The 25,467-nt window shown below is 69.3% G+C and carries 26 protein-coding genes, 1 tRNA gene and 1 rRNA gene; 5 read left to right on the top strand and 23 right to left on the bottom strand.

Annotated elements, in window-relative coordinates; genetic code table 11:
* Positions 1–3 precede the first annotated feature (3 nt).
* Positions 4–1,998 (top strand): hypothetical protein, encoded by a 1,995-nt coding sequence (locus LQ757_RS06175; protein WP_231046357.1) that lies wholly within the window; start codon positions 4–6, stop codon positions 1,996–1,998.
* A gap of 301 nt (positions 1,999–2,299) precedes the next feature.
* Positions 2,300–2,587 carry a hypothetical protein gene (locus tag LQ757_RS06170; RefSeq protein WP_231046356.1) on the top strand — a complete coding sequence of 96 codons (288 nt, stop codon included), beginning with the start codon at positions 2,300–2,302 and terminating at the stop codon, positions 2,585–2,587.
* Between the two features lie 305 nt (positions 2,588–2,892).
* Here the strand turns inward: LQ757_RS06170 and LQ757_RS06165 are convergent.
* From LQ757_RS06165 to LQ757_RS06155, 3 genes are all read right to left on the bottom strand, one after another.
* A tRNA-Pro gene (locus LQ757_RS06165) sits at positions 2,893–2,969 on the bottom strand.
* Positions 2,970–3,059: 90 nt separating this feature from the next.
* Positions 3,060–3,716: a hypothetical protein gene (locus LQ757_RS06160; protein WP_231046355.1), complete on the bottom strand. Its 657-nt coding sequence runs from the start codon at positions 3,714–3,716 to the stop codon at positions 3,060–3,062.
* Positions 3,713–4,165 (bottom strand): MarR family winged helix-turn-helix transcriptional regulator, encoded by a 453-nt coding sequence (locus LQ757_RS06155; protein ID WP_231046354.1) that lies wholly within the window; start codon positions 4,163–4,165, stop codon positions 3,713–3,715. The genes LQ757_RS06160 and LQ757_RS06155 overlap by 4 nt, the downstream gene beginning before the upstream one ends.
* A 92-nt stretch (positions 4,166–4,257) precedes the next feature.
* Here LQ757_RS06155 and LQ757_RS06150 point away from each other — a divergent pair, with 92 nt between their 5' ends.
* Positions 4,258–4,881, top strand: a complete 624-nt coding sequence (locus LQ757_RS06150; protein ID WP_231046353.1) for a GNAT family N-acetyltransferase — start codon at positions 4,258–4,260, stop codon at positions 4,879–4,881.
* 5 nt (positions 4,882–4,886) lie between these two features.
* Here the strand turns inward: LQ757_RS06150 and LQ757_RS06145 are convergent, their stop codons facing one another.
* The 4 genes from LQ757_RS06145 to LQ757_RS06130 form a co-directional block, all read right to left on the bottom strand.
* A complete protein-coding gene (locus tag LQ757_RS06145) occupies positions 4,887–5,783 on the bottom strand; it encodes a CHAD domain-containing protein (RefSeq protein WP_231046352.1) in 897 nt (298 codons plus the stop codon).
* A gap of 37 nt (positions 5,784–5,820) precedes the next feature.
* Positions 5,821–7,338, bottom strand: a complete 1,518-nt coding sequence (gene der, locus LQ757_RS06140; protein ID WP_231046351.1) for a ribosome biogenesis GTPase Der — start codon at positions 7,336–7,338, stop codon at positions 5,821–5,823.
* 130 nt (positions 7,339–7,468) lie between these two features.
* Positions 7,469–8,158, bottom strand: a complete 690-nt coding sequence (locus tag LQ757_RS06135; protein ID WP_231046350.1) for a response regulator transcription factor — start codon at positions 8,156–8,158, stop codon at positions 7,469–7,471.
* Entirely contained in the window at positions 8,155–9,363 is a 1,209-nt protein-coding gene (locus tag LQ757_RS06130) for a sensor histidine kinase (protein ID WP_231046349.1), read from the bottom strand. The genes LQ757_RS06135 and LQ757_RS06130 overlap by 4 nt, the downstream gene beginning before the upstream one ends.
* 118 nt (positions 9,364–9,481) lie before the next feature.
* Here LQ757_RS06130 and LQ757_RS06125 point away from each other — a divergent pair, with 118 nt between their 5' ends.
* Complete coding sequence (locus tag LQ757_RS06125) at positions 9,482–10,312, top strand: GAP family protein (RefSeq protein WP_231046348.1); 831 nt, start codon at positions 9,482–9,484, stop codon at positions 10,310–10,312.
* A gap of 44 nt (positions 10,313–10,356) precedes the next feature.
* On the opposite strand, the gene cmk is transcribed toward LQ757_RS06125, so the two are convergent.
* The 15 genes from cmk to LQ757_RS06050 form a co-directional block, all read right to left on the bottom strand.
* Positions 10,357–11,040 carry a (d)CMP kinase gene (gene cmk, locus LQ757_RS06120; protein WP_372459635.1) on the bottom strand — a complete coding sequence of 228 codons (684 nt, stop codon included), beginning with the start codon at positions 11,038–11,040 and terminating at the stop codon, positions 10,357–10,359.
* 16 nt (positions 11,041–11,056) lie between these two features.
* Entirely contained in the window at positions 11,057–12,139 is a 1,083-nt protein-coding gene (locus LQ757_RS06115; protein WP_231046346.1) for a prephenate dehydrogenase, read from the bottom strand.
* Position 12,140: 1 nt separating this feature from the next.
* Positions 12,141–12,935: a pseudouridine synthase gene (locus tag LQ757_RS06110; protein ID WP_231046345.1), complete on the bottom strand. Its 795-nt coding sequence runs from the start codon at positions 12,933–12,935 to the stop codon at positions 12,141–12,143.
* Complete coding sequence (gene scpB / locus LQ757_RS06105; protein ID WP_231046344.1) at positions 12,922–13,695, bottom strand: SMC-Scp complex subunit ScpB; 774 nt, start codon at positions 13,693–13,695, stop codon at positions 12,922–12,924. Before scpB ends, LQ757_RS06110 begins: the two co-directional genes overlap by 14 nt.
* Positions 13,685–14,569, bottom strand: coding sequence for a segregation and condensation protein A (locus LQ757_RS06100; RefSeq protein WP_372459634.1), 885 nt, complete (start codon positions 14,567–14,569; stop codon positions 13,685–13,687). The genes scpB and LQ757_RS06100 overlap by 11 nt, the downstream gene beginning before the upstream one ends.
* Positions 14,553–15,440 (bottom strand): ParA family protein, encoded by an 888-nt coding sequence (locus LQ757_RS06095; protein ID WP_231046343.1) that lies wholly within the window; start codon positions 15,438–15,440, stop codon positions 14,553–14,555. Before LQ757_RS06095 ends, LQ757_RS06100 begins: the two co-directional genes overlap by 17 nt.
* Before the next feature lie 42 nt (positions 15,441–15,482).
* On the bottom strand, positions 15,483–16,388 hold the full coding sequence (gene xerD, locus LQ757_RS06090) for a site-specific tyrosine recombinase XerD (protein ID WP_231047305.1): 906 nt from the start codon (positions 16,386–16,388) through the stop codon (positions 15,483–15,485).
* Positions 16,385–17,023: an NUDIX domain-containing protein gene (locus LQ757_RS06085; protein WP_231046342.1), complete on the bottom strand. Its 639-nt coding sequence runs from the start codon at positions 17,021–17,023 to the stop codon at positions 16,385–16,387. Before LQ757_RS06085 ends, xerD begins: the two co-directional genes overlap by 4 nt.
* 4 nt (positions 17,024–17,027) lie before the next feature.
* A complete protein-coding gene (pyrG, locus tag LQ757_RS06080) occupies positions 17,028–18,734 on the bottom strand; it encodes a CTP synthase (RefSeq protein WP_308195576.1) in 1,707 nt (568 codons plus the stop codon).
* Positions 18,735–18,848: 114 nt separating this feature from the next.
* Positions 18,849–20,549: a DNA repair protein RecN gene (gene recN, locus LQ757_RS06075; RefSeq protein WP_231046341.1), complete on the bottom strand. Its 1,701-nt coding sequence runs from the start codon at positions 20,547–20,549 to the stop codon at positions 18,849–18,851.
* A gap of 8 nt (positions 20,550–20,557) precedes the next feature.
* Positions 20,558–21,514: an NAD kinase gene (locus LQ757_RS06070; protein WP_231046340.1), complete on the bottom strand. Its 957-nt coding sequence runs from the start codon at positions 21,512–21,514 to the stop codon at positions 20,558–20,560.
* On the bottom strand, positions 21,469–22,278 hold the full coding sequence (locus LQ757_RS06065; RefSeq protein ID WP_231046339.1) for a TlyA family RNA methyltransferase: 810 nt from the start codon (positions 22,276–22,278) through the stop codon (positions 21,469–21,471). Before LQ757_RS06065 ends, LQ757_RS06070 begins: the two co-directional genes overlap by 46 nt.
* A 3-nt stretch (positions 22,279–22,281) precedes the next feature.
* Positions 22,282–22,509 (bottom strand): hypothetical protein, encoded by a 228-nt coding sequence (locus LQ757_RS06060; RefSeq protein WP_231046338.1) that lies wholly within the window; start codon positions 22,507–22,509, stop codon positions 22,282–22,284.
* A gap of 89 nt (positions 22,510–22,598) precedes the next feature.
* Complete coding sequence (locus LQ757_RS06055; RefSeq protein WP_231046337.1) at positions 22,599–23,633, bottom strand: HAD-IIA family hydrolase; 1,035 nt, start codon at positions 23,631–23,633, stop codon at positions 22,599–22,601.
* Entirely contained in the window at positions 23,608–24,516 is a 909-nt protein-coding gene (locus LQ757_RS06050; protein ID WP_231046336.1) for a tetratricopeptide repeat protein, read from the bottom strand. Before LQ757_RS06050 ends, LQ757_RS06055 begins: the two co-directional genes overlap by 26 nt.
* Between LQ757_RS06050 and LQ757_RS06045 the strand changes: the two genes are divergently transcribed.
* On the top strand, positions 24,502–25,035 hold the full coding sequence (locus tag LQ757_RS06045; protein WP_231046335.1) for a hypothetical protein: 534 nt from the start codon (positions 24,502–24,504) through the stop codon (positions 25,033–25,035). The two genes, LQ757_RS06050 and LQ757_RS06045, sit on opposite strands and share 15 nt — an antisense overlap.
* Before the next feature lie 335 nt (positions 25,036–25,370).
* Here the strand turns inward: LQ757_RS06045 and rrf are convergent.
* Positions 25,371–25,467 (bottom strand): 5S ribosomal RNA (rrf, locus tag LQ757_RS06040); the annotation flags it as partial.

The following is a 25,467-nucleotide window of genomic DNA, read 5'->3' as shown; positions in this document are numbered from 1 at the left end:
CGTGTGGACATCGACCCGCGCTTTAGCAAGGATTCGCCAGTCATGAACAGGGTGAGCGGCGACTTCTATTCCACGCGGGCCGTGAAGGACGGGTTCTACTGGCGCACGGTCCGCACCTACGTCGGCTCGTGGATTATCGACAGGCCAACGGTCCAGTGGGCTGGATGCGCCGTCGCCATTTCAGGACAACTACGGTTCTGGCAGGGGATCCACCCGGTCACGACGGCAGTAATCCGCATTCCATGGAACTACACGGGGATTCAACCAGGTACGGCGGTGTTCAGAGTTGGACTGGACGAGACGTCGTACACGATCACATACGAATCGGATACTTTCCGCGACATCCGACTCGAGCTCGACTACTGCTCGTCCGTCGACGTTGAGCCGAAGGTGCCGGTGTATGGAAGCCGTTGGCACAACAACCGGCCAGCGGACACCTCAGACCGCGTGATCACGATCGAGCGGGCGTACCGCGAAGCGGGCATCGGCGTGACCATCGACCCTGTCCATACAGTCATCGATGATTCGGCGGCCGGCTTCGTTAGCTGGTCTCCTGGAGAACTGCATGATGCCATGGAAACCGCATTCAGCCAGTTCGCCGGCACCTGGCCAGCCTGGAAGATGTGGGGACTGCAAGCTGGAAGCTTCGATGACCCACTCACCGGAGGCATCATGTTCGACGCCGCCGCCGGGTTTGGCGGCGCAGGCGAAGCACCAGACCGGCAGGGCTTTGCCGTGTTCCGCAATCACGAATGGTTCGACAACCTCGTCACGGAAACGCCCACGACCCAGGATGAGGCCTGGGCGATGCGCCACTTCCTCTATACCTGGGTGCATGAGGCAGGCCACGCATTCAATCTGTTGCACTCCTGGAACAAGTCACGGCCGTCATCCCTATCGTGGATGAACTACGACTACAGGTACGACGCGATCAACGGCGCAGACACCTTCTGGAGTCGGTTCTACTTCCGCTTCGACGACGAAGAGCTGATCCATATGCGGCACGGCGACCGCGCGGGCGTCATCATGGGGGCAGACCCATGGGCGTCCGGCGGTCACCTCGAAAGTCCCGCGGATTCAACGATCCAGAGTGAACCCGGCGGCCCAGTCGAGCTCCTGCTGCGCTCAAAGAGCTTCTTCGAGTTCCTCGAGCCCGTGGATATTGAGTTCCGACTGCGCAACCGAACGGATGCACCTCTGACGGTCGATCAACGGCTGGACCCGAAGTACGGCAATACGACGGTGTTCGTGCAACGGCCCGACGGAAGTCGTCTCACTTTCGATTCGGTCTTCTGCCTCAGCGGCATCCCCGAAGTAGTCGACCTCGGTCCGTCCGCCGACGACGGCGGCACCGTCGGAACTGACCGACTCAGCGTACTTGTACCGCTGACATACGGCGCCCGCGGGTTCACCTTCGCTATCCCCGGCCGTTACATGATCCGAGCGGTCTATCACGGTGCTGGGTTGCTTGAGACCTCGAACACCCTGAACCTCACCGTCGGCTACCCCACCGACACGTCGAAGGACCGATTCGCTGACAACTTCCTCACTCGAGAGGTGGGACTGACGCTGGCTCTTGGAGGCTCGAAGTCTCCATACCTCGCAGCCGGATTCGACACCCTGCAGGAAGCCAGCGAGCGCTTCGCTGACGACGCACTCGGCGCAAAGGCGTCCATCGCCGTTGCACAGAGCATTGCGCCGGACTTCTACCGGCAGGATGAGAGCACGCTCGTGAAATTCCACAGTGCGGAGCCGGAGAACGCGCTCGAGCTCACCGAGCCGGCCATGCGCGCCTATCACGAATCCGGCGGTCGGGCAGAGAATCTGTCGTACGGCGGCCTTGTCGCGATGCGAGCATCGCTCCTTTCCGAAATTGGCAACACGGATGCTGCGGCGAATGAAGCGGAGACCTTGGTCGATGACCTCGCCGAGCGCGGTGTGCACGAGAACGTCCTAAGCGACCTGAGGTCATCCGCGGCTGACCTGCGAGATAGCTAATCCTGGTCGGACGGAGCACTAGATCAGCCTGCCCGCCGCTCGCGGTTAGGGACGTCCTTGTCGAGCCGGGCGATGTCCTCCGGCATTCCATTGAACGCCCAGCGTGGCGTGCTGCCGTGGACACTTCTCGCGGCGGGGTGTCGCCGAGGTAGCCCGAACGGCCGCTCCTCGGACATCCGCTTGAGCTGCTGCTTCTCCCACACGGGCAACTGAGCGCGGATCGGTTCGATCGCCTGCCACTCCGGGCATTCGGCGGTGAGTTTCCCGCAGCTACATGTAGAGAGCGGCCCGCGCCGCCGCGATGCTGCGGCTCGATGTCGAGCAGCAGGATCGCGTGCACCTCGTTCTCGCGGCTGTAGGCGCGATCCTTCTCGTCCTTGGCATGCGCGAGGGCGGTCGTTTCCACGTGCTTCTTCAGCTTCTCGGAAGTGCCGTCCTCGTAGTCGAGGGCGGCTTGCTCTACCAATTGGGCATTCTCCTTCTCCAGCACGCCGATGCGGTTCTGGAGTTTGCCGATCTGGGCGAGGAGCGCGTCCGTCTCGTCAGCGACCGCCGTCTCGGCCTGCTGCTTGGCGGTGATGGCCAGTAAGTCGGCGTGCGCGACGGGCACACCTAGATAGGCAGCCAGCTCCGTGACGTCCAAGAGCGGCTCGAGCCCGAATGCGTCGGCGGGTACCGTCGTGGAACTGATCGGCAGATCCTCGTGCGTGTTCATACCCCCCAGGTGCGCATTGCGCTCCTGAGAAGTCGGAACCGACCGGTGACGACACGGCCGTCTCGGACGGCAAGTCCGGATCAGGTGTCCTGAAGGGATGAAAGTGATGGGTTTTCGATGGGAGGATCAAATCTCTTAACCTCAAAAGTCCCGGAAACCCTTGAGTTTCCGGGACTTTTTGGTCGGGCTGACAGGATTTGAACCTGCGACCCCTTGACCCCCAGTCAAGTGCGCTACCAAGCTGCGCCACAGCCCGATGCCGTCCGCTTCCGCAGAAGACAACTTGACCATCATAGCGGCATCCGCAGGGGTGCTCGTGCACACCGCGTGACCACGGGACATCCGCTCAGAGGTAGGCGCGCACCGCATCCATGAACGCCGCCGGATCATCGACCCAGATACGCACGGCCGTCACAGTCTGCGCGCCGCCACTTGCCCCGTGACCGGGCAGCCGCACGACCGTCGGGCGCTCGAGCTCGATCTCGATGTTGGTCTCGTAGTTGATGCGCAGGATCAGCGTGCGCGAGCCCTCGGCCTCGACGACCTTCGGCGCCTTGGGCTGGTCGACGCGCAGGTTGCGCGCGACCGACGCGATGTCGTCCCAGCTGAGCGCGATGTCGGTGTCGAGCCCGCCGCGCACGCGAATCCCATCGGGCCCTACGGTGTGCGGCCGCATGAGGTACGCGCAGAGCAGCCCGATCATCCAGGTGACGCCCCAGATGCCGATGACGAGCAGCGTGATGCGCACGACCGGCCACGGGTGCACGATCAGGTCGACGATGGGAATCTCGACCGCCGAGAGCACGATGAAGACGATGAGCACGGTGAGCACCGGCTTGTGGAAGCCGAAGCCCGCCGCGCCGCGCGCGACCGCCGGGCGGCGCGCGACGAAACGGGCGATGCTCGCGTAGATGCGCAGTTCGAGCATCAGCGCACGCTTCGCGAAGCTGCCGATGCGTCGCCAGACGGATGCCTCGGTGCGGGTCGTGCTCGTCATGCTCATGCGCTCGCCTCACGATGCGCGGCGACGAGTTCGCGCAGACGCCCGGCGATCGCATCGACGCCGCGCACGAGTGCCTCGCGGTCGGCGGGGTCGACGGCACCCAGCAGGTCGGCCGAGAGCGCGGCGTGGTCGGCCTGCATCTGCCGCATCATCTGTTCAGCGGATGCCTCGAGCGAGACGATGATCGAACGCCGATCGGTCGGATGCGGGGTGCGGGTGACGTACCCACCCGACTCGAGCGCATCGACGAGCCCCGTGATGTTGCGGGGACTCACCTCGAGCCGCTCGGCGAGCGCGTGCTGCGTCGATGGGCCGGCCGCCACGAGGTCCCACAGCACCCGCACGCGGGCCGTCGTGAGCGACGTGCCGTCGAACGCGCGGGCCATGTCGCTCTGGAAGAGCTCGCTCACCTCGAGCAGCCGATCGAGCACGGTGATGCCAGCAGTCATGATAGTGATGGTACTACATTGTTACCTATCTTCACGATCTCCCGCGAGCGGCTGCTCGTCTCAGTGTCGGCGGTCCCCGATAGCGTTGCCGCATGATGACCGAGGTGACCCACGATCTCGAGCCCGCGCCGCTGCGCGTCGTGCCTGCCGACACCGCACCGTTCGCCGATGTCGAGGCCGTGTTCGGCACCAAGGGCGACCCCGCGCACTGCTGGTGCCAGTGGTACAAGATTCCCGGCAGCGACTGGCGCAGCATCGGCGACGAGGGTCTGCGCGATCGGCTCGAGGCGCAGCTGAAGTCCCCCGGCGCCGGCCCCGGCCTGCTCGCATACGACGACGACATTCCGGTGGGCTGGTGCGCCGTCGAGCCCCGGGCCAACCTCACGCGGCTGAAGAAGAGCCGACTCATCGCCGGCAGCACGCCCAATCCCGACCTCGACGAGCCCGACGTCTGGGCGATCTCATGCTTCGTCGTGCCCCGCGCCTACCGCAGGCGCGGAGTCGGCCGTGCCCTGGCTGAGGCCGCGGTCGCATTCGCGCGCGCGAACGGCGGTCGCCTCGTCGAGGGCTACGCCGTCGACCCGACCAAGCACGACAAGATCCCTGCCGCCGATCTCTTCCACGGCACGGTGTCGATGTTCGTCGACGCGGGATTCACCGAGGTCGCGCGACCGAACGCCGACCGCGCGATCATGCAGCTGCGGCTTCGCGAGTAGCTACATCACGACAGAGGCTTCAGAACCTTCGCCCGCCTGCGCAGCGCGCTCGACGCGTCGGGCAAGTCCTCGAGCCGCCGCGCGGCGTCCGCGAATGCCGCATCCGCCACCGTTGTGTATGCATCGATCGGTTCGCCGTCGTCCTTCGCCGCCTCGGCAGCCTGCTGCACCTGCAGCGCGAACAGGACCTCGTCGCGGTGATCGCCCAACACGTCCTGCACCGACTGCGCCGCTGACGCGATTCCGGCGACGTCGTCTCCGAACACCGCGGCGGGCACCTCGGTCACCGCCTCGCAGGCGTAGCGCAAGCGTCGAGCCAGACGCCGCAGCCGGTGCAGCGACTCGAGCTCATCAGTCCCCTCACGGGCCGCCTTGCGCACACGCCGGTACTCGCGGCGAAGCAGCCGCGCAAGCTCCTTGGGCGCACGGCGGGTCGCGCGTGCCGAGAACGGGGGCTCGGTGACGAACTCCAGCAACCGCGGACCATGCCCGCCGCCCCCCAGGAACCCGACGAGTTCGGCATGCGCGATGCGATATCGTTCGCGTTCGGCGTGGACGAGTCGCTCGTACATCCCGGGCGGCACCGCTTCGGCCGGCACCGAGTCGGCGAGGTGGCGCTCGGCGTGCTCGACCCGCACCTCGATGTCGCGCACGTCGCCCAGCTCATCGCCGAGTTCGTCGAGCGACGCCCGCAGGTCATCCACGCTCGCCCGGTCGAAGAGCGGCCGGAACGTCCTGAGCACGCTGCGCAGCCGGCGCACGAGGATGCGGGCCTGATGCACCGCGTCGGGTTCGTCGACGATTGCGGCACGCTCGGCCTCGTCGAGTCGCGCGATGAGCGCGGTCAGTGCGGCGACCACCGCCGAGGCCGCGCTGTCGAACGCGACATCCGACCCGCTCACGGCCCCTCCTCGATACGTCTCGCCGGCGCGCCCGACGCTACCGCTGCCGGCGCTCGCGCACGCGCATGTTCACCACGATCGGCGAGCCCTCGAACCCGTAGATCTCGCGCAGGCGCCGCTGAATGAACCGGCGGTAGCCCGGGTCGAGGAACCCGGTCGTGAACAGCACGAATGTCGGCGGACGGCTCACGGCCTGCGTTCCGAACAGGATGCGGGGCTGCTTGCCGCCGCGCACGGGGTGGGGGTGCTCCTGGGTGAGTTCAGTGAGGAACGCGTTGAACTTGCCCGTCGCGATGCGCGTGTCCCACGACTCGAGCGCCGTCTCGAGGGCGGGCACGAGCTTCTCGAGGTGCCGGCCCGTGCGCGCCGAGATGTTCACGCGAGGCGCCCACGCGACATGGTGCAGGTCCTGCTCGATCTCGCGCTCGAGGTAACGGCGGCGGTCGTCGTCGAGCAGGTCCCACTTGTTGTACGCGAGCACGAGCGCACGGCCCGATTCGAGCACGAGGTCGATGATGCGCACGTCCTGCTCTGAAATCGGCTGCGACACGTCGAGCAGCACGACCGCGACCTCGGCCTTCTCGAGCGCGGCCTGGGTGCGCAGTGACGCGTAGAAGTCTGCGCCCTGCTGCAGGTGCACGCGACGGCGAATGCCGGCGGTGTCGACGAAGCGCCAGATCTTGCCGCCCAGCTCGATCTGCTCGTCGACCGGGTCGCGCGTGGTGCCCGCGAGCTCGTTCACGACGACGCGCTCCTCGCCGGCCGCCTTGTTCAGCAGCGAGCTCTTGCCCACGTTCGGGCGGCCGAGGATCGCGACGCGGCGCGGCCCGCCGAATTCCTCTTTCGCCACGGCCGAAACCTGCGGCAGTACCTTGAACACCTCTTCGAGCAGGTCGGCGACCCCGCGGCCGTGCAGCGCCGAGACGGGGTAGGGCTCGCCGAGCCCCAGGTTCCAGAGCGCGGCTGCCTCGGGTTCCTGACGGGCGTCGTCGACTTTGTTGGCCACGAGGAACACGGGCTTCTTGGTCTTGCGCAGCAGTCGCACGACGTGCTCGTCGGTCGCCGTCGCCCCGACGATCGCGTCGACCACGAACATCACGACGTCGCAGAGGTCGATCGCGACCTCGGCCTGCGCGGCCACCGACGCGTCGATGCCCCTTGCGTCAGGTTCCCACCCGCCGGTGTCGACGAGCGTGAATCGACGGTCGAGGAACTCGCCCTTGTACGACACCCGGTCGCGGGTGACACCCGGCGTGTCTTCGACGACGGCCTCGCGGCGGCCGAGGATGCGGTTCACGAGCGCCGACTTGCCGACGTTCGGTCGGCCGACGATCGCGATGACCGGCAGCGCCGGCAGGTAGCGGATGCCCTCCTCGCCCTCTTCCGAGATCTCGAGCACCTCGAGGTCGTCTTCATCGAGCTCATAGTCGGAGAGCCCCGAGCGCAGGGCGGCGGCTCGCTGGTCGGCGAGGTCGTCGTCGACGTCGGCGAGGCGTTCGGCGAGATCGTCGTCGACGATCCCCTCGTCGTCGTACTCGTCGCGCTGGTCGGTCATGCTGTCTCCTGGAACGTCGTCGGCGCGACTGCGCGCGGCTACCAGTCTGCCGTATCCAGGCTGGGAACATCGGATGCCGCGGCTCTCGCAGACCGCCGCACGGGGGTCGAACGGCCACGAGTCCCGCGACTCACTCGCCCAGGTCGTTCCTCCGCGCGATCGCCACCGCGTGCGTGCGGCTGCGCGCCCCGAGCTTCGCGAGCACGTTCGAGACGTGTGTCTTCGCGGTGGGCACCGCGATGCCGAGGCGCTCGGCGAGCTCGGCGTTCGACCAGCCCCGAGCCATCCCGGCGAGCACATCTCGCTCGCGCCCGGTCAGGCGCGACAGGGGCTTTTCGTCACGCTCCCCCGCATCGTCCACCGCGCCGCCGGAGAAGTCGTGCTCGACGACCGCCGACCCGCCACCGGCGAGCGCCGCGAACGCTCGCCGCGTGACCCGCGGGTCGAGCACTCCCTCGCCCGCCGCAACGCGATGCACGGCATCGACGAGTGTCGCAGCATCCGCCGTCTTGAGCAGGAACCCGGCAGCGCCCGCGCGGATCGCCCCGAACACGAGCTCGTCCTCGTCGAAACTCGTGAGCACGAGAACGTCGCCGAGGCCGCGCTCGAGGATCGTGCGGGTCGCCGCGACCCCGTCCATGCCGGGCATGCGGAGGTCCATGAGCACGACGTCGGGTCGCAGGGCGGCGGCGTTGCGCACGGCCGCGGCACCGTCGGCAGCCTCGCCCACGACCTGGAGCCCGTGCGTCTCGAGCATGATGCGCAGTGCCTCGCGGATGGCGCCGTGATCGTCGACGAGCAGCACTCGCGGCGCACTCATGCGCCCACCGGGAGGGATGCCTGCACGGACCAACCGGTGCCGGCCGGGCCCGCGTCGAAGCGTCCGCCGAGTGCGCGCACACGTTCGCCGAGCATGGCGAGCCCGCTGCCGTTTCCGGGCAGGCTGGGGCGGTCGAGCGGCCGGCCGTCGCGTGAATCCACACGAACGACGAGTGCGCGAGCGTCGACCTCGATCTCGATCGCGACCTGGCCGCCGGCCGCATGTCGCACGCAGTTCGCCAGGGACTCCTGCACCACTCGCGCCGCGAGCTGCTCGACCGCGGCGGGCACCGCGGCCTGCGGTGGGCCGTCGAAGCGCACCGCCAGACCCGCTCGCCGTGCCTCGTCGACGTAACCGGGCACGCGATCGAGTCGCGGCGGCACAACGAGCTCGCCACCGCCGGCGCGCAGCACCGTGATCATCGAACGCAGTGCGTGATGCGCCTCGAGACTCGAGTCGCGCACGGCTCGGAGCGCGGCGCCGTCTGCGGCGGCATCGCGTCCGCTCGACAGGGCGGCCTCGGCCCTGATCGCCATCGCCGACACGTGGCCCGCGACGAGATCGTGCAGCTCACGGGCCATCCCATCGCGTTCTCGTTGCAGCGCTGCATCGCGGTCGCGCTCGGCCAGGCGCACCACTTCGCGCGCCTCGCGGCGATGCAGCTCGGCGAGTTCGTTCGCCTGGGCGACGGCCGTCGCCCACCAGTAGTCGGTGCCGAGCAGTGCGCCGAGCTGGAGGCCGATGAGCACTGCGATGCGCACATCGCCGGTCAGCACGAGCGAGAGGGACGTGATCGCCGCGGTCCCCGCGATGCACGCAGCGAGGATGCGGCGACGCCCCGCCGGCGTGGCACGGAACGTGACCGTCCAGAGCAGATCGAGGAACGCGACGAGGGTACCGAGCCCGCCGACGGTGAAGAGCGCGATCACGCTGAGCACGGTGACGATCGCGAGTCCCGTGCGCGGGTATCGCCGCTTCAGCGCGACGCAGACGATGCCGGGTACGGCGATCACGACGCCCCACCATGGCGAGACGGGTTCGGGGAGCATCGAGAGCACGTCCCAGATCTCGCCGAGGCCCGCGGCCGCCGCGACCACGCTCACCGCGGCGATGCCCGCGGCGTCGAGCAGCGGGCGGTGCCGCTGCACCCAGCCGCGCGGGGCACTGAGCTCGTGCACGTCGCCCGCCTCGCTCCTCGTCGCCATGCCCTCCATCGAACCATGCGCCGGTCGTGCGGGCCTACGCCGAAAGGACGAGACGCCCCTCGCTCGCCTCAGTCATCCGCCCGATCCCTTCGTGCGAGTGCGGCGAGAGGCTTGCGGAATGGATTTCCTCACCGACGCCCAGCTCGAGCTCTCGCTCGCAGCACTCGCCCTCCTCGACGGCCTCAGCATCGGCACCCTCCTCATCCCGGTGTTCCTGCTGCTCGCTCCCCGCCTGCGGGGCGGTCGGGTGCTGCTCTACCTCGTCACGATCGCGGGCTTCTATCTCGTCGTCGGCGTGCTGTTCACGCTCGGCATGGTGAACCTCGTCGAGGTCGGGCAGGACCTCCTGAACTCCCCCGCGGGGCTCGTCGTGCGGCTCGTCATCGGTGTGGCCCTGCTGCTCGTCGCCATCGCGATGCCGACGAGCGAGAAGCAGCGGACACCGGTCGCCGCCACGGCGGGCGACCACGGCGCGAATCCCGCCGGCGAGGCGAACGACCATGGCGAAGCGGTTGGCAGAGCCGCCGAGGCGCCGGTGCCGGCGCCCGGCGGTCGCATCTCACGATGGCGAGACCGCCTGCTCTCCGACGCCGCCTCGCCCGCCAACGTCATGGCCGTGGCGGTCGCCGCAGGTCTCATCGAGGTGGCGACGATGCTGCCCTACCTCGTCGCGATGGGCATGATCGCCGAGGCCGAGCTCGCCATGCCGGTGCGCATCGCCGCGCTGGCCGCCTACTGCGCGGTGATGATCGCGCCCGCGCTCGTCCTGCTCGCGCTGCGCCTCATCGCGGCACCGCTCGTGAAGCGCCCGCTCGAGCGGCTCGCGGAATGGCTCGAACGCACTGCCGCAGAGAACACCGCCTGGATCCTCGGGATCCTCGGATTCCTCGTCGCGGTCAGCGCCGCGAGCGAACTCGGCATCTTCGACGCGATCGACGCACTCACGTAGCGGTGAGGCCGCGACTCTCCGCTCGAGGCGCCGAGAACCCGTCGCTACCCGACAATCGAGTCCGCGACGACCGCGATCATCGCATCGACCGTCTGCTCGAAGTCGAGCTCGGTCGAGTCGACCACGGTGACGCCGTCGGCCGCGTTCATGAAGTCGACGACCTTCGAGTCGGCGCGGTCGCGCGCACGGAGCTGCTCGCCCGTCGTGCCCGCGTCGTGCCCGACGAGTTCGGCGGCACGCCGGGACATCCGTACCTCCTCCGAGGCGGTGAGCAGGATGCGCACCGGCGCGTCGGGTGCGACGACCGTCGTGATGTCGCGGCCCTCGACGACGATTCCCGGCCGCACCTCGGCTGCGATGATCGCGCGGAACAGCTCGATGAGGTGCGTGCGCACCTCGGGCACGCGCGCGACGCGGCTCACGATCGACGAGATCTGCGGGTCTCGGATGGCGTCGGTGACGTCGGTCTCGCCGACGTGCACGCGGTATCCGCCCGGGTCGGTGCCGATGCGATAGCCGAAGCTCGCGAGGCACGCGACGACCGAGGCGTCGTCGTCGGTCTCGACCCCGCTGGCCTCGGCGTGCCAGGCGAGAGCGCGGTATGCGGCTCCCGTGTCGAGGAAGCCGTAGCCGAGCCGCTGTGCCACCGCCTTCGAGACGCTCGACTTGCCGCTGCCAGCGGGACCATCGACGGCCACGACGACGGGGAACTGCACTGCTGCCTCCATGTGGTGCTGGGCCGGCTCAGCCGGCGATGCGCCAGCCGCGTTCGGCCAGCTCGTTGGTCAGTCGGTCGGCGGCCTCGGGCACGACCTGCACCTCGGCGAGGCCGACCTGGCGGCCCGGCGAATGCTCGAGCCTGAGGTCCTCGAGGTTCACGCCGATCTCGCCGATCTCGGCGAGCAGGCGGGCGAGCTGACCCGGTTTGTCGTCGACCATGACGATGACGGTCGTGAACCGCTTGTCGGTGCCGTGCTTGCCGGGCAGCCGCGCGACGCCGGTGTTGCCGCCCGTGAGCTCTTCGGCGACGCGGCGGCGAGCGCCGGGTGCGGCCGGATCGCCGAGCGCGTCGATGAAGCGATCGAGATCCTCGCGGAACGCGAGCAGGATGTCGCGGACGGGAGCCGAATTCGCCCCGAGGATCTGCACCCACAGGTCGGGGTCGCTCGCCGCGACGCGAGTGACGTCGCGTACGCCCTGGCCGGCGAGGCCGAGCGCGGCGTTCGGGGCATCGATGAAGCGGCGCGCCATGATGCTCGACACCACCTGCGGCACGTGCGAGATGAGGGCGACGCCGCGGTCGTGCTCGTCGGGGGTCATCTCGACGAGCGTGGCGCCGAGGTCGAGGATGAGGTCGTCGATCGCGCCCGCACGTTGGTAGCTGATCGCGTCGTGCGCGGCGACCACCCAGGGTCGTCCCGCGAAGAGGTCGGCGCGGGCGGCGAGCGGCCCGCCGCGTTCGCGGCCCGCGAGCGGGTGCGAACCGATGTAGCGGGAGACGTCGGCGCCGACGTCTTCGAGTTCGGCGAGGATGCCGCCCTTGACGCTCGCGACGTCGGTGACGATCGCCTCGGGGAACGCTCCGAGCTCCTCGGCGACGACGCGGGCGGTCACGTCGGGCGGCACCGCCACGACGACGAGCTGCGGCGCGTCACCGGGCTGGGCGGCACGTCCTGCGCCGAGGTCGACGGCGATCGCGACGTGTGTCGGCGAAGCGTCGGCGAGGATCACGTCGATGCCGCGGGCCCGCAGCCCGAGTGCGACGCTCGTGCCGAGCAGGCCCGTACCGACGACCCGAACCGGACCCGTGAGCCGCGACTCGACCACCTCAGCTCCCCTCGTTCGCACCGGAACCGCCGCGTGCGGCCCGGGCGATGGTGAGCAACTGGCCACGCTCGGTCTTCGTCAGCTCACGCAGCTGACCAGACCTCAGTGTACCGAGGTGCAGCGGGCCGAAGCTGCGGCGCACGAGCTCGACGACCGGATGTCCCACCGCATCCAACATGCGCCGCACGATGCGGTTGCGGCCCGAGTGCAGCGTGAGCTCCACCATCGTGTGCCGCTCGCCGGCCTGCTGCTGCAGGATGCGCGCCTTGTCTGCCGCGATCGGCCCGTCGTCGAGATCGATGCCGTTCTTCAGTCGCTGGATGACCTGCGGGGTCACCCTGCCCTTCACCTTGGCGATGTAGGTCTTCTCGACGCCGAACGACGGGTGTGCGAGCACGTGGGCGAGTTCGCCGTCGTTCGTGAGCACGAGCAGCCCGCTCGTCTCGGCGTCGAGTCGGCCGACGTTGTAGACGCGCTCGTCGAGCTCGTCGGTGAACCGGCGCAGGTCGGGCCGGCCCTGCTCATCGCGCATCGACGACACCACCCCACGCGGCTTGTTCAGCATGTAGTAGCGCTTGGCGGTGTCGAGCTGCACGGCGACGCCGTCGACCGAGACGTGGTCGGTCGCGGGGTCGATGCGGGTGCCGAGCTCGGTGACGACGCGGCCGTTCACCTCGATGCGGCCCTCGACGATGTAGTTCTCGACGACGCGGCGGCTGGCGACGCCTGCCGCGGCGAGCACCTTCTGCAGGCGAACCCCCTCGGGCGAATCCGCGTTCGGCTCATCGGTGGTCAAGGTCGAATCCCTCCTGGCCGTCGTCCAGCAACGGCGAGATGTGCGGCAGCTCATCGAGCGAGTTGATGCCGAGGTTCGTGAGCAGCAGGTCGGTGGTGCCGTAGAGGATCGCCCCGGTCTCGGGGTCGGTCGACACCTCGGTGACGAGTCCGCGGCCGAGCAACGTGCGCACGACCGAGTCGACGTTGACCGCCCGGATCGACGCGACCTGCGACCGCGAGATCGGCTGCTTGTAGGCGATGACCGAGAGGGTCTCGAGCGCCGCCTGCGACAGCTTCGTCGACGACTGGGTGATCACGAAGTCGGCCACGAGCGCGTCGTACTCGGCGCGCACGTAGAAACGCCAGCCGCCGCCGACCTCGCGCAGTTCGAAACCACGACGGATGCCCCGCGCCTCGCTCCCGTCGCCGGCGGTGTCGGTGCGTGGTTCACCCGAGGGGCCGTCGCCGTCGTAGTCGGCCTTCAGTCGTGCGATCGACGCCCGCACTTCGGCCACCGGGCGGGCGACGGCCGCGGCGAGGTGCACGACGCTCTGCGGCTCGTCGGCGATGAACAGGATCGCCTCGAGCGCACGGTCGAGGTCGAGCCGAGGTTGGCCCGGCACGTCGAGCGGGGTCGCCACCGACAGCTCCGGACCTGCGTGATCCGTGGGTTGAGGAGCCGACGAAGGAGGCGTCTCGAACCCCTCGTCCGCGGCGTCGAGGTTTCGAGACGGTCGCTCCGCTCCCACCTCGACCCGCTGTGGCGTCTCATTCGTCATAGTCGGCCCCCAGGCTCTCGAGGTTGTCATCGGACCAGGTCTCGGCGGCCCAGCGCAGGGTCAGCTCGCCGAGCGGTTCGAGTTGCTCGAACCCGATCGCTGCGTGCCGGTAGAGCTCGAGCACGGCCAGGAACCTGGCGACCACGACCCCCGGCTGACCGACGCCCGCGATGAGCTGGCGGAACGTGACCGCGTCGCCGCGCCGCAGCACCGCGACGACATGCGCGGCCTGCTCGCGGATCGACACGAGCGGCGCGTGCAGGTGGTCGAGTCCGACGACGGGGATCTCGCGCGGTGTCAGTGCCAGTGTGGCGATCGCCGCGAAGTCGGCGGCCGAGAGGGTCCACTTGAGCTCGGGCGGCTGTTGCCGGAACCGCTCCTCGAGGCGCACGGCGCGCGCATGCCGGGCACCCTCGGCCTCGAGGTGGCCGCCGAACCACCGTGCCGCCTCCTTGAACGCCCGGTACTGCAGCAGCCGCGCGAACAGCAGGTCACGAGCCTCGAGCAGTGCCACGTCTTCGGCGTCGACGAGTTCGCCCTGCGGCAGCAGCCCCGCGACCTTCAGGTCGAGCAACGTCGCCGCCACCACGAGGAACTCCGACGCGCGGTCGAGCTCTTCCTCGGAATCGAGGCCCTTCAGGTACGAGATGAACTCGTCGGTCACCTTCGACAGCGACACCTCGGTGATGTCGAGCTCATGCTTGGCGATGAGCGAGAGCAGCAGGTCGAAAGGGCCCTCGAAGTTGGTCAGGGCGACGCGGAATCCGGCGTCGGGGGCGTCGGCAGCACGATCGTCGCTCGGCTCAGTCGTATCCGTCGCCGCACCCGGCGTGGGCTGTTCCGAAGCCGACGCGGCCTCAGGCGACCGCGCCACGGAAGACCAGCTCCCTGGCCAACTGCCGGTAGGCCTTCGACGCCTGGTGTTCGGGAGCGAACTCGGTGATCGGCGTCGCGGCGACCGTGGCGTCGGGGAACTTCACGGTGCGCGTGATGACCGTCTCGAGCACCTTGCCATCGAAGGCGTCGACGACTCTCTCGAGCACCTCGCGCGAGTGGAGGGTGCGCGCGTCGTACATGGTCGCGAGGATGCCGTCGAGTTCGATCGCCGGGTTGAGCCGATCGCGCACCTTGTCGATGGTCTCGATGAGCAGCGCCACGCCGCGCAGCGCGAAGAACTCGCACTCGAGCGGGATCACGACCCCGTGGCTCGCGGTCAACGCGTTCACGGTGAGCAGGCCGAGCGACGGCTGGCAATCGATGAGGATGACGTCGTAGTCGGGGGCGACCCGTCGCAGCACGCTCGCGAGGATCTGCTCGCGAGCGACCTCGGTGACCAGGTGCACCTCGGCAGCCGAGAGGTCGATGTTCGCCGGGATCACGTCGAGGCCTGCGACCGGCGTCGACTGGATGACGTCCTTCGGATCGAGGTTGCGCGAAAGCAGCAGGTCGTAGATGGTCGGCACGTCGTGTGTCTTCACCCCGAGTCCCGCGGAGAGCGCGCCCTGGGGGTCGAAGTCGACGGCGAGCACGCGGCGGCCGTACTCGGCGAGGGTCGCACCGAGGTTGATCGTCGTCGTGGTCTTGCCAACGCCGCCCTTCTGGTTGCACAGGGCGATGATGCGGGCCGGCCCGTGCGACTTCAGTGGCGCGGGATCGGGGAATTCACGGAACGGTCGACCGGTCGGGCCCAGCTCCGGCTCGAGCGAAGCGATTCCGTCCGCCGGGTCGTGCTGGTGCTGCGTCACGTGTCGTCTTCTCTCCATGCTGGGCGTGGTGCTTGGTCGATTCTAGCGAGCACGGGGGTGGGCTGCCGTGTACATCTCCCGGAGTGTGTCGGCTGTGACCAGGGTGTAGATCTGCGTCGTCGCCACCGAGGAGTGCCCGAGCAGCTCCTGGACGACGCGCACATCGGCCCCGCCCTCGAGCAAGTGGGTGGCGAACGAGTGCCGCAACGTGTGCGGTGAAACCGACGCGTCGATGCCGGCCCGATCGGCCGCAGTCCTGATCACGTCCCACACCGCCTGGCGCGACATGCGCCGGCCCCGTACGCCGAGGAACAGCGCCGGCGTGGCGCTCCCCCGAGCCGACAGCAGCGGCCGGGCACGCACGACGTAGGCGTCGACGGCGCGGCGAGCGTAGCTGCCGAGCGGCACGATGCGCTGCTTGCCCCCCTTGCCGAAGAGCCGCACGACCTCGTCGTCGACCAGGTCGTCGACGTTCAGGGACACCGCCTCCGACACGCGCGCTCCGGTCGCATAGAGCAGTTCGAGCAGGGCGACGTCGCGAAGCTCGCTGACCTCGTCGCCGCCGGCCGCCGCGATGAGCGCCACGACGTCTTCGACCGGGATCGCCTTCGGCAGCCGGATCGGCGCCTTCGGCGGGCGGAGCTCACGGGCGACGTCGGACTCGACGGCTCCCTCCTCGGCGAGGAATCGGTGCAGCCCGCGCACCGCAGACAGCACCCTCGCGATCGACGCGGTCGAGAGCGTCGGCTCGCGTTCCGCTCCGAGGAACCGCACGAAGTCGGCGAGGTCGCGCTCGGTGGCCGAAGCCGGCCCCACGATGCAGCGACGTGCGAGCCATTCGCCGTAGATCGTGAGGTCGCGGCGGTACGAGGTGATCGTGTTCCGCGCGAGTCCGCGTTCGACGGCGAGATGCCGAAGGTACTCGTCGACCGGCGCACTCGAGGTCATCGCGTTGCCGACGGCTCCCCTGCGGGCGACCGGCCCGGCCACGGCGCATCCGCCGCGCCCAGCGTCTGCCACCCGCGTGCGCGCGCCGCCTGCGCAGCGAGCACCGCGATCGACAGCGGCGCGTTGCGGACGCGCCGGCCGAGCACCGCATCGACGCACTCGTCGAGCGGCACCCACCTGGTCTCCATGTCGGCTTCCTCGGCCTCACGCGGGAACGGCTCGTCGGTGGCGCGCAGATCGCGCGCCAGGTACACGCGGATCACCTCGTCGCTGCCGCCGGGCGACGTCGCGAAGTCGGCGAGCACCGCCCATTCGGATGCCTCGAGGTCGGCCTCTTCGGCGAGTTCGCGCTGCGCCGTCGCGAGCGGATCCTCGCCCTCGACGTCGAGCAGTCCGGCCGGGATCTCCCAGTCGCGCGTGCGCACCGGATGCCGGTACTGCTTGATGAGCAGCGCGCGATCGTCGGCGTCGAGCGCCAACACGCCGACCGCACCGGTGTGCGCCATGTACTCGCGCGCGATCTGCTGGCCGCCGAGTTCGAAGGTGTCGCGACGGATGTCCCACACCCGGCCCTCGTACACCCGCTCGCTCTCGATGAGCGGGTATTCGACGGGTTCGTCCACGATGTCTTCCATCGCGTCAGTCGTTGTCGTCGTCGAAGAGCTGGCTGGCGAGGTGACGGTCGAGCGCCGCGCCGACGAGGCCGCGGAACAGCGGGTGCGCGTCGTTCGGGCGGCTGCGCAGTTCAGGGTGGGCCTGGGTGCCCACGTAGAACGGGTGCACGTCGCGCGGCAGCTCGACGAACTCGACCAGGTGCCGATCGGGCGACATGCCCGAGAACGACAGGCCTGCCTCGGCGATGCGGTCGCGGAAGGAGTTGTTGACCTCGTAGCGGTGACGGTGGCGCTCGGACACCTCGGTCGAGCCGTAGAGCTCGGCCGCGATCGACCCGTCGGCGAGCTTCGCCGGGTAGAGGCCGAGGCGCATCGTGCCGCCGAGGTCGCCGCCGGCGATGATCTCGACCTGCTCCTCCATGGTCGCGATGACGGGGAACTGCGTGTCGGGATCGAACTCGCTCGACGAGGCGCCGTCGAGGCCCACGACGTTCCGGGAGTACTCGATGACCATGCACTGCAGGCCCAGGCAGAGACCGAGCACCGGAATGCCGTTCTCGCGTGCGAAGTGCAGCGCCCCCAGCTTGCCCTCGATGCCGCGCACGCCGAACCCGCCGGGCACGCAGATGCCGTCGAGGTGGGCGAGGTGCTTCTGAGCGCCCTCGGGGGTCTGGCACTCGTCGGACGGGATCCACTCGATCCTGACCTTGGCGTCATTGGCGAACCCGCCGGCCCGCAGCGCCTCGGTCACCGAGAGGTACGCGTCGGGCAGGTCGATGTACTTGCCGACGAGACCGATGGTGACCTCGTGCTTGGGCTCGTGCACGACACGCAGCAGGTCGCTCCAGCCCGACCAGTCGACGTCGTTCGCCCTGCCATCGAGGCCGAGCGCGTCGATGAGGTAGGCGTCGAGCCCCTGCTCGTGCAGCATCGTGGGGATGTCGTAGATCGACGGCACGTCGACGGCGTTCACCACGGCGCCCTCGTCGACGTCGCACATGAGGGCGATCTTGCGCTTGTTCGCCTCGGTGACGGGTCGGTCGCTTCGCAGCACCAGCGCGTCGGGCTGGATGCCGATCGAGCGCAGCGCGGCCACGGAGTGCTGGGTGGGCTTGGTCTTCTGCTCGCCCGATGCACCCATGTAGGGCACGAGCGAGACATGCACGAAGAACACGTTCTTGCGACCGAGTTCATGGCGCACCTGCCGCGCCGACTCGATGAACGGCTGCGACTCGATGTCGCCGACGGTGCCGCCGATCTCGGTGATGATGACATCGGGCTTGGGCGTCTCGCTCGCCTGCAGGCGCATGCGACGCTTGATCTCGTCGGTGATGTGCGGAATGACCTGCACGGTGTCGCCGAGGTACTCGCCGCGTCGTTCCTTCGCGATGACCGTCGAGTAGATCTGGCCGGTGGTGACGTTCGCCGCCTGGCTCAGGTTGATGTCGAGGAACCGCTCGTAGTGCCCGATGTCGAGGTCGGTCTCGGCCCCGTCGTCGGTGACGAAGACCTCGCCGTGCTGGAACGGGTTCATCGTTCCCGGGTCGACGTTCAGGTACGGGTCGAGCTTCTGCATGACCACCCTGAGGCCTCTGGCCGTCAGGAGGTTGCCGAGGCTGGCGGCCGTGAGCCCCTTGCCCAACGAAGAAACGACACCACCGGTCACAAAGATGTGCTTGGTCGTGTCGTTCGAAATATCTGCGCTCTGCGCCTTGCCGCGTTCATCCACCACGGGCTTATAGTCTAACCGACGTTCGCCGTCGTTCGTCGCGACATGCCCCACACGTTCCCCCTTCGTCGATTCGGAGCCGAGCGGATCCGAGCTGATGCGACCGGCACCCCGCGTTCACGCGGCGCGGTCCGCGGCGATCTCGAGCAGTTCACGAGCGTGCGCGAGCCCGCTCTCGGAGTCGGAGAGCCCCGACAGCAGCCGAGCCATCTCAGCCTCGCGCTCGACTCCCGAGAGCTGCCGCACGCTCGACGCCGTGACCGCGCCGTCGGTGCCCTTGACCACGCTGAGGTGATTCGTCGCGAATGCCGCGACCTGCGCGAGGTGCGTCACGACGATCACCTGCGAGCGTTCGGCGAGGCGCGCGAGGCGGCGACCGATCTCGATCGCCGCCGCGCCGCCGACGCCCGCGTCGACCTCGTCGAACACGAAGGTGGGAACCGGATCGGTACCGGCGATCACGACCTCGATCGCGAGCATCACGCGTGAGAGTTCGCCGCCGGACGCGCCGCGCGCCACCGGACGCGGCTCGGTGCCGGGGTGCGGGCGCAGCAGGATCGCGACCTGATCGCGCCCGTGCGCCGTCGGCTCGGCCGTGGGCTCGATGCTCACGCTCAGGGCCGCATCGGGCATCGCCAGCGCTGCGAGCTCGCGCGTCACCGCGTCGGCGAGTCGATCGGCCGCCTCGGTGCGAAGCTCGGTGATTCGGGTGGCGAGTCGGTCGACCTCGGACTCGAGTGCGATGACCGAGGAGTCGAGCTCGGTGATGCGCTCGTCGTCGCCGTCGAGCTCGACGAGCCGGAGCCCGCCGTCGCGGCGGAAATCGAGCACATCATCGAGCGAGACGCCGTGACGACGGACGAGGGCGGCGAGCGCTGCCCGCCGCTCCTGCACGATCTCGAGCTCGCGTGCCCCGTCGGCGTCGAGCCCGGCGAGGTACCCGGCGAGCTCTGCCGCCGCATCGGCGAGCAGGAAGCCGGCGTTCGTGAGGGCCTCGGCGATCGGCGCGAGTGCGGGATCATGGTCGACCACCCTGTCGAGGTGCCTGCGCGCCGCCTCGACGAGCGTGACGCTGTCGGGAGCATCGTCGACGACGTCGTCGGCCGACACGAGTGCACGCGCCTGCGCCGCCGCGACGCGAAGCTCTTCGAGGTTCGAGAGCCGATCGGCCCGCTCGGCCAGCTCGGTGTCTTCGCCGGGCTGGGGATCGGCCGCCTCGACCTCGTCGAGGTCGGCGCGCAATGCCTCGGCCTCGCGTGCCCGCGCGTCGTGCGCCTCGCGCAGGCGCGCGAGTTCTGCGGCGTCGGCTCGCCACGCGGAGAAGGCGGTGCGATAGGCCTCGAGCGCGTCGTGCAGCGCCGGTCCGGCGAACCGGTCGAGCGCCTCGCGCTGCGCCACCGCCGACCGCAGACGCTGCTGATCGGCCTGGCCGTGCACGACGACGAGCTCATCGCCGAGTTCGCCGAGCACTCCGACCGGCGCGCTACGCCCGCCGACGACGGCTCGGCTGCGGCCCTCGGACGACACCGATCGCCCGAGCAGCAGCTCGCCTGCCTCGACCTCTCCGCCGGTCTCGGCAACACGCTCGGCGATCGCGCCGTCATCGGGCACGAGCCAGCGCCCCTCGACCCAGGCCTGCTTGGCGCCGGACCGCACCGCACCCGCGTCGGAACGGGCACCGAGCAACAGCCCGAGCGCGGTGACCACCATCGTCTTGCCCGCGCCGGTCTCGCCGGTCACGGCGGTGAAGCCTGCCCCGAGCGGAAGCGTCGCCTCGGCGATGACGCCGAGGTCGCGGATGCCGAGTTCTTCAATCATTGCGGCCTTCAATCACGACCCACCGGTCCCCTCCAGCCGGTGACCGGCAGCTGGAACTTGTTCACTAGCCGGTCGGTGAACGGCGCCTCGTGGAGCCTGGCCAGGCGAACGGGCACGTCGGACTTGCGCACGATCACCCTGGCCCCGGGCGGCAGGTCGAACGTGCGCCGACCGTCGCACCAGATGACCGCCGACGTCTCGGTGCGTTCGAGCACTTCGACCGCGAGCGAAGATTCAGGTCCGACGACGAGCGGCCGGGCGAAGAGTGCGTGCGCGCTGAGCGGCACGAGCAGCAGCGCCTCGAGGCTCGGCCACACGACGGGGCCGCCGCCGGAGAAGGAATACGCCGTCGACCCTGTGGGCGTGGACATCACGACGCCGTCGCAACCGAACGAAGACAGCGGTCGACGGTCGACCTCGATGACGACCTCGAGCATTCGCTCGCGCTCGGCCTTCTCGACCGTGGCCTCGTTGAGCGCCCAGCTCTCGTAGACGACCTCGGCGCCGACCTTGGCTCGGACCGAGATCGTCATGCGCTCCTCGACGACGTAGTCGCGCGCGAGCGCCCGCGCGATCGTGTATCCGAGATCGTCACGCTCGCTCTCGGCGAGGAAGCCGACATGCCCGAGGTTCACACCGAGGAGCGGCACCGGCACGCCGCGCACGATCTCGGCGGCGCGCAGGATCGTTCCGTCGCCGCCGAGCACGATGACCAGTTCGATGCGGGCGGGATCGACGTCTTCGAAGCGGGCGACGCCGCCGTCGAGCTCGGGTACGTGCTCGTGCACCTCGTCCCACTGCTCGGAGGCGATCACGGGCACCGCACCGGCGGCGATGAGCTGGGTGCACACCTCACCCGTCGCTTCGAGCGCAGACTGCCGGCCGGTGTGCGAGACGACCAGGAAGTGCCGTGAGCCATTCACGCGTGCGCTCCTCCTGCCAGTTCGTCGACCCGACCTGACCATTCTGTCGGATTCGACCCCACGGTCGCGCTGAGATGCACGAGGTACTCGAGGTTTCCGTGCGCGCCGGTGATTGGGGAGGACAAGACGCCGGCCGTGCCGAGGTCGAGGTCGAACGCCGCCCACAGCACGTTCATGACGGCCTCGGAGCGCAGCGCGGCGTCACGCACGACCCCTTCGCGTACTCCCCCGCGTCCGACCTCGAACTGCGGCTTCACGAGCACCACGAAGTCGGCATCGTCGACGGCGGTCGCCCGCAGCGCCGGAAGCACCGTCGTGAGCGAGATGAACGAGAGATCGGCGGTGACGAGCGAGGGTCGCTCGTCGACGCCGGTGAGCTTCGCGAGCGACGCCGGATCGAGGTTGCGCACGTTGCACCCCTCGACGAGCACGAGCCCGGGCGCGTCCACGAGCCGCGGTGCGAGTTGCCCGTGCCCGACGTCGACGGCGAGCACGATGCGCGCCCCGCGCTCGAGCAGCACTTGGCTGAAGCCCCCGGTCGAGGCGCCCGCGTCGAGGGCGACGCGCCCTGCAGGGTTTACGCCGAAGGCGTCGAGGGCGGCGATGAGCTTGTGCGCGGCGCGGCTCACGTAGTGATCGGATGCCGCGACCGCGAGTTCGGCATCGTCGCCGACCTTGTGCGACGGCTTGACGACCGGGCGACCGTCGACCGTGACCTCACCGGCGGCGATGAGTGTGGCCGCGTGGGTGCGCGAGCGCGCAAGCCCGCGAGCGGCGAGTGCCGCATCGAGTCGCTGTTCTGCCATCGTTCAGCGGGCACCGTGCGGGTCGGACTGCTCGAGTTCGACGCGAAGGCGGTCGGCGAGGGCTTGGTAGCCGGGTGCTCGCTCACCGAGCGGCTGTTGCTCGAGATCGCGAATCGCCTCGGCTGCGGAATCGGATGCCGCTCCCTCGCGATCGCGGACCCGGCGGTCGTCCTGCTCGACCGACGGCCGCGTGCGCTCGGCTGCGGAGTCGGTCTCCTCGTCATTGCTCACCCGACCACGCTACCCCGTGCCTGCGATGCGTCACCGCGGGCATCCGGCGATCCGCGCATGCACCCGGGCTCTACCGGCGCGGTTCCCGCTCACGCGTACAGGCGCTCGGGCACGTCGAGCACGTGGATCGCCACACCCGACTCCCAGATCGCGGTGCACGCCGCGCGCAGCAGGTCGAGCCCGCCGGCTCCCTCGTCGACGATGCGCACGCGGTTGCCCTCGAGCTGTACGCGCGCGGAGCCGACGCGCACCGTCCCGCCACGCACCCGCTCGGCGACGGGGTACGGCGCGTGCAGGTCGCGCAGGTCGCCGAGGATGAAGTCGGGCCGGCTCGCCGCATCGGCGGCCAGCAACTGCTTGGCGCGGTCGATGCCCGTCAGCACGACCGCGCTGGCCATGCCCGCACGGTTCGCACCGAGGATGTCGGTGTCGAGACGGTCACCCACGACGAGCGGCGAGGCGACCTCGAACCGACGCCGGGCCTCCTCGAAGATCGGGGTCTCGGGCTTGCCCGCGACGAGCGGGAATCGCCCGACGGCGGTGTGCACCGCCGACACGAGCGTGCCGTTGCCGGGAGCGATGCCGCGGGCGACCGGAATCGTCCAGTCCATGTTGGTCGCGATCCACGGGATCCCCGGCGTCGCGGCATCCGGACCGCCGTTCGCATTCAGCGCGAACGCGGCTTCGGCGAGGTGGGTCCAGGCGACATCGGGTGCGAACCCCTGCACGACGGCGTCGGGAGCATCGTCGGCGGACCGCGTGACGCGGTACCCGCGCTTCTCGAGCTCGATGACGATGCCCTCGCCGCCGACGACGAGCACGAGCGAGCCCGGAGCGACCTGCTCGTCGAGCAGCTGCATCGCCGCTTGCGGCGAGGTGACCACGTCGTGCGGCGTGACCTCGAGTCCGAGGTCGGCGAGATGGCGGGCGACGGATGCATCGCTCCGCGAGGCGTTGTTCGTGATGTACCCGACCGAGCGGTCGGCCTTCACCCGGTTGAGGCTCTCGACCGCGTGCGGGATCGCGTGGGGTCCGGCGTACACCACTCCGTCGAGATCGGCGAACACGGCATCGACACCCTCGAGGGGCGTCGACGGTTCAGTGCGCGCTCGGAACTGGCCCATCGCGCCCGTCCTCGTTCGACTCCGCCCCGAGCGCCTCGGCCTCGTTCGACTCCGCCCCGAGCGCCTCGGCCTCGTTCGACTCCGCATCGAGCGCCTCGCCTTCGGCGATGACCGCGGCGACATCGTCTTCGAGCACCGCACCCGGGTCGTCTTCGCGCTCGACGTCGGCGTCGTCTGCCTCGGGCTGCCCTTCAGCCTCCTCTTCGATCTCGAAGATCTCGACGATCTCGTCTTCGGCCGGGCCCCCGAGCGCGGCTTCGGCGCGGGCCGTGCGGGCGCGCCAGTCGGCAGCCTCGGCCGTACGTCCGAGCTCCTCGAGCACCTCGGCGTAGGCCGAGAACAGGGCGGGGCTGTACGAGAACGCGCGGTCGGGATCGAGCTGCGGGATCTCGAGTTCGGCAAGTGCGAGCTCAGGCTGACCCAGGTCGAGGCGTGCGCCGGACATCGCGATGGCGAGGCTCACCTGGACGGCGACGGGCAGTTCGGCGCGATCCACGGCGCGACCGACCTCGAGCGCGCGGTCGGGGCGACCGACCCCGCGTTCACTGTCGACCATGAGCGGAAGCTGGTCGTTGCTGCCCGAGATCCGCCGATACGTGCGCAACTCCCGCAGCGCCAGCGCGAAGTCGCCGGTCGCGTAGGCGGTGATGGCGAGCGTCTCTCGTACGACGGCGATACGCCCGGCGCGGCGTGCCGCCGACACCGCGTGCTGGTGCGCCAGTGCCGGGTCGTCATCCAAGAACTCGGATGCCGCGGCCAAGTGCCGAGCAACCCAGTCGGCGTTCTCCTTGCTGAGCGTCTTCAGTTCTGCACGCGCGCCCTTGTCGAGGTCGCGCGGTTGGAGACGCTCGGGAATCTCGGGGTCATCGTGGCGCGCGCGCACGGCGAGGTCGGATGCACCGTAACGTTCGCGCGACACGTCGTCGCGGCGCGCCCCGGTGTGGTCGTCGGCTCGACGGCCCGCCGCGGAGGGCCTGCGATCGCTCCGGTCGCTGTACGGCTTGCGGTCGCGGTCACCGTGCGGCTTGCGGTCGCGATCGCCATACGGGCGCTTCGCATCACGGTCACCGTAGGGCTTGCGGTCACGGTCACCGTAGGGGCGCTTCGCATCGCGGTCACCGTAGGGGCGCTTCGCATCACGATCCCCATAGGGCTTGCGGTCACGGTCACCATGCGGCTTGCGGTCACGGTCACCATTGGGGCGCTTCGCATCACGATCCCCATAGGGCTTGCGGTCACGGTCACCGTAGGGGCGCTTCGCATCACGATCCCCATAGGGCTTGCGGTCACGGTCACCGTACGGACGCTTCGCATCACGATCCCCATAGGGCTTCCGCTCGCGATCAGCGCGCGGCTTGTCATCTCGATCGCCGTACGGACGCTTCGCGTCCCGATCGGCTGACTGCGAGCGGTGGTCCCGGTCGCCATAGGGCTTGCGATCGCTGCTCGAGGAGTGACGCTTCGCACCGTAGCCGCCCGATGACTTCGTCGTCTGGCGATCGTTGCGGCCGGCCGATCGGCCCGTTCCCTGCGATCGCTCGGCATCTCGGGCGCCCCGCTTGGGCCGCTCCTGGTCTGCCGAGTCGTGCCTCGAATCGCTCACGCTGTTCCTGTCGTGTGTGGAGTCTCGATGGACTCAACCGTACTGCCGAGGCCGAAGAATGGCCTGTTAACGAGAAAATGGCCACCCGCCAGCGCTCGCGATCGAGCACTGTGGGTGGCCATTCCTCAATGAATGTCCGGCGGTGTCCTACTCTCCCACAGGGTCCCCCCTGCAGTACCATCGGCGCTGCGAGTCTTAGCTTCCGGGTTCGGAATGTGTCCGGGCGTTTCC

The sequence above is a fragment of the Agromyces cavernae genome, assembly GCF_021044935.1.
Lineage (GTDB): Bacteria > Actinomycetota > Actinomycetes > Actinomycetales > Microbacteriaceae > Agromyces > Agromyces cavernae.
Note: the sequence above shows the minus strand (reverse complement) of the source record. Positions and strands in the feature narration are given on the sequence as shown.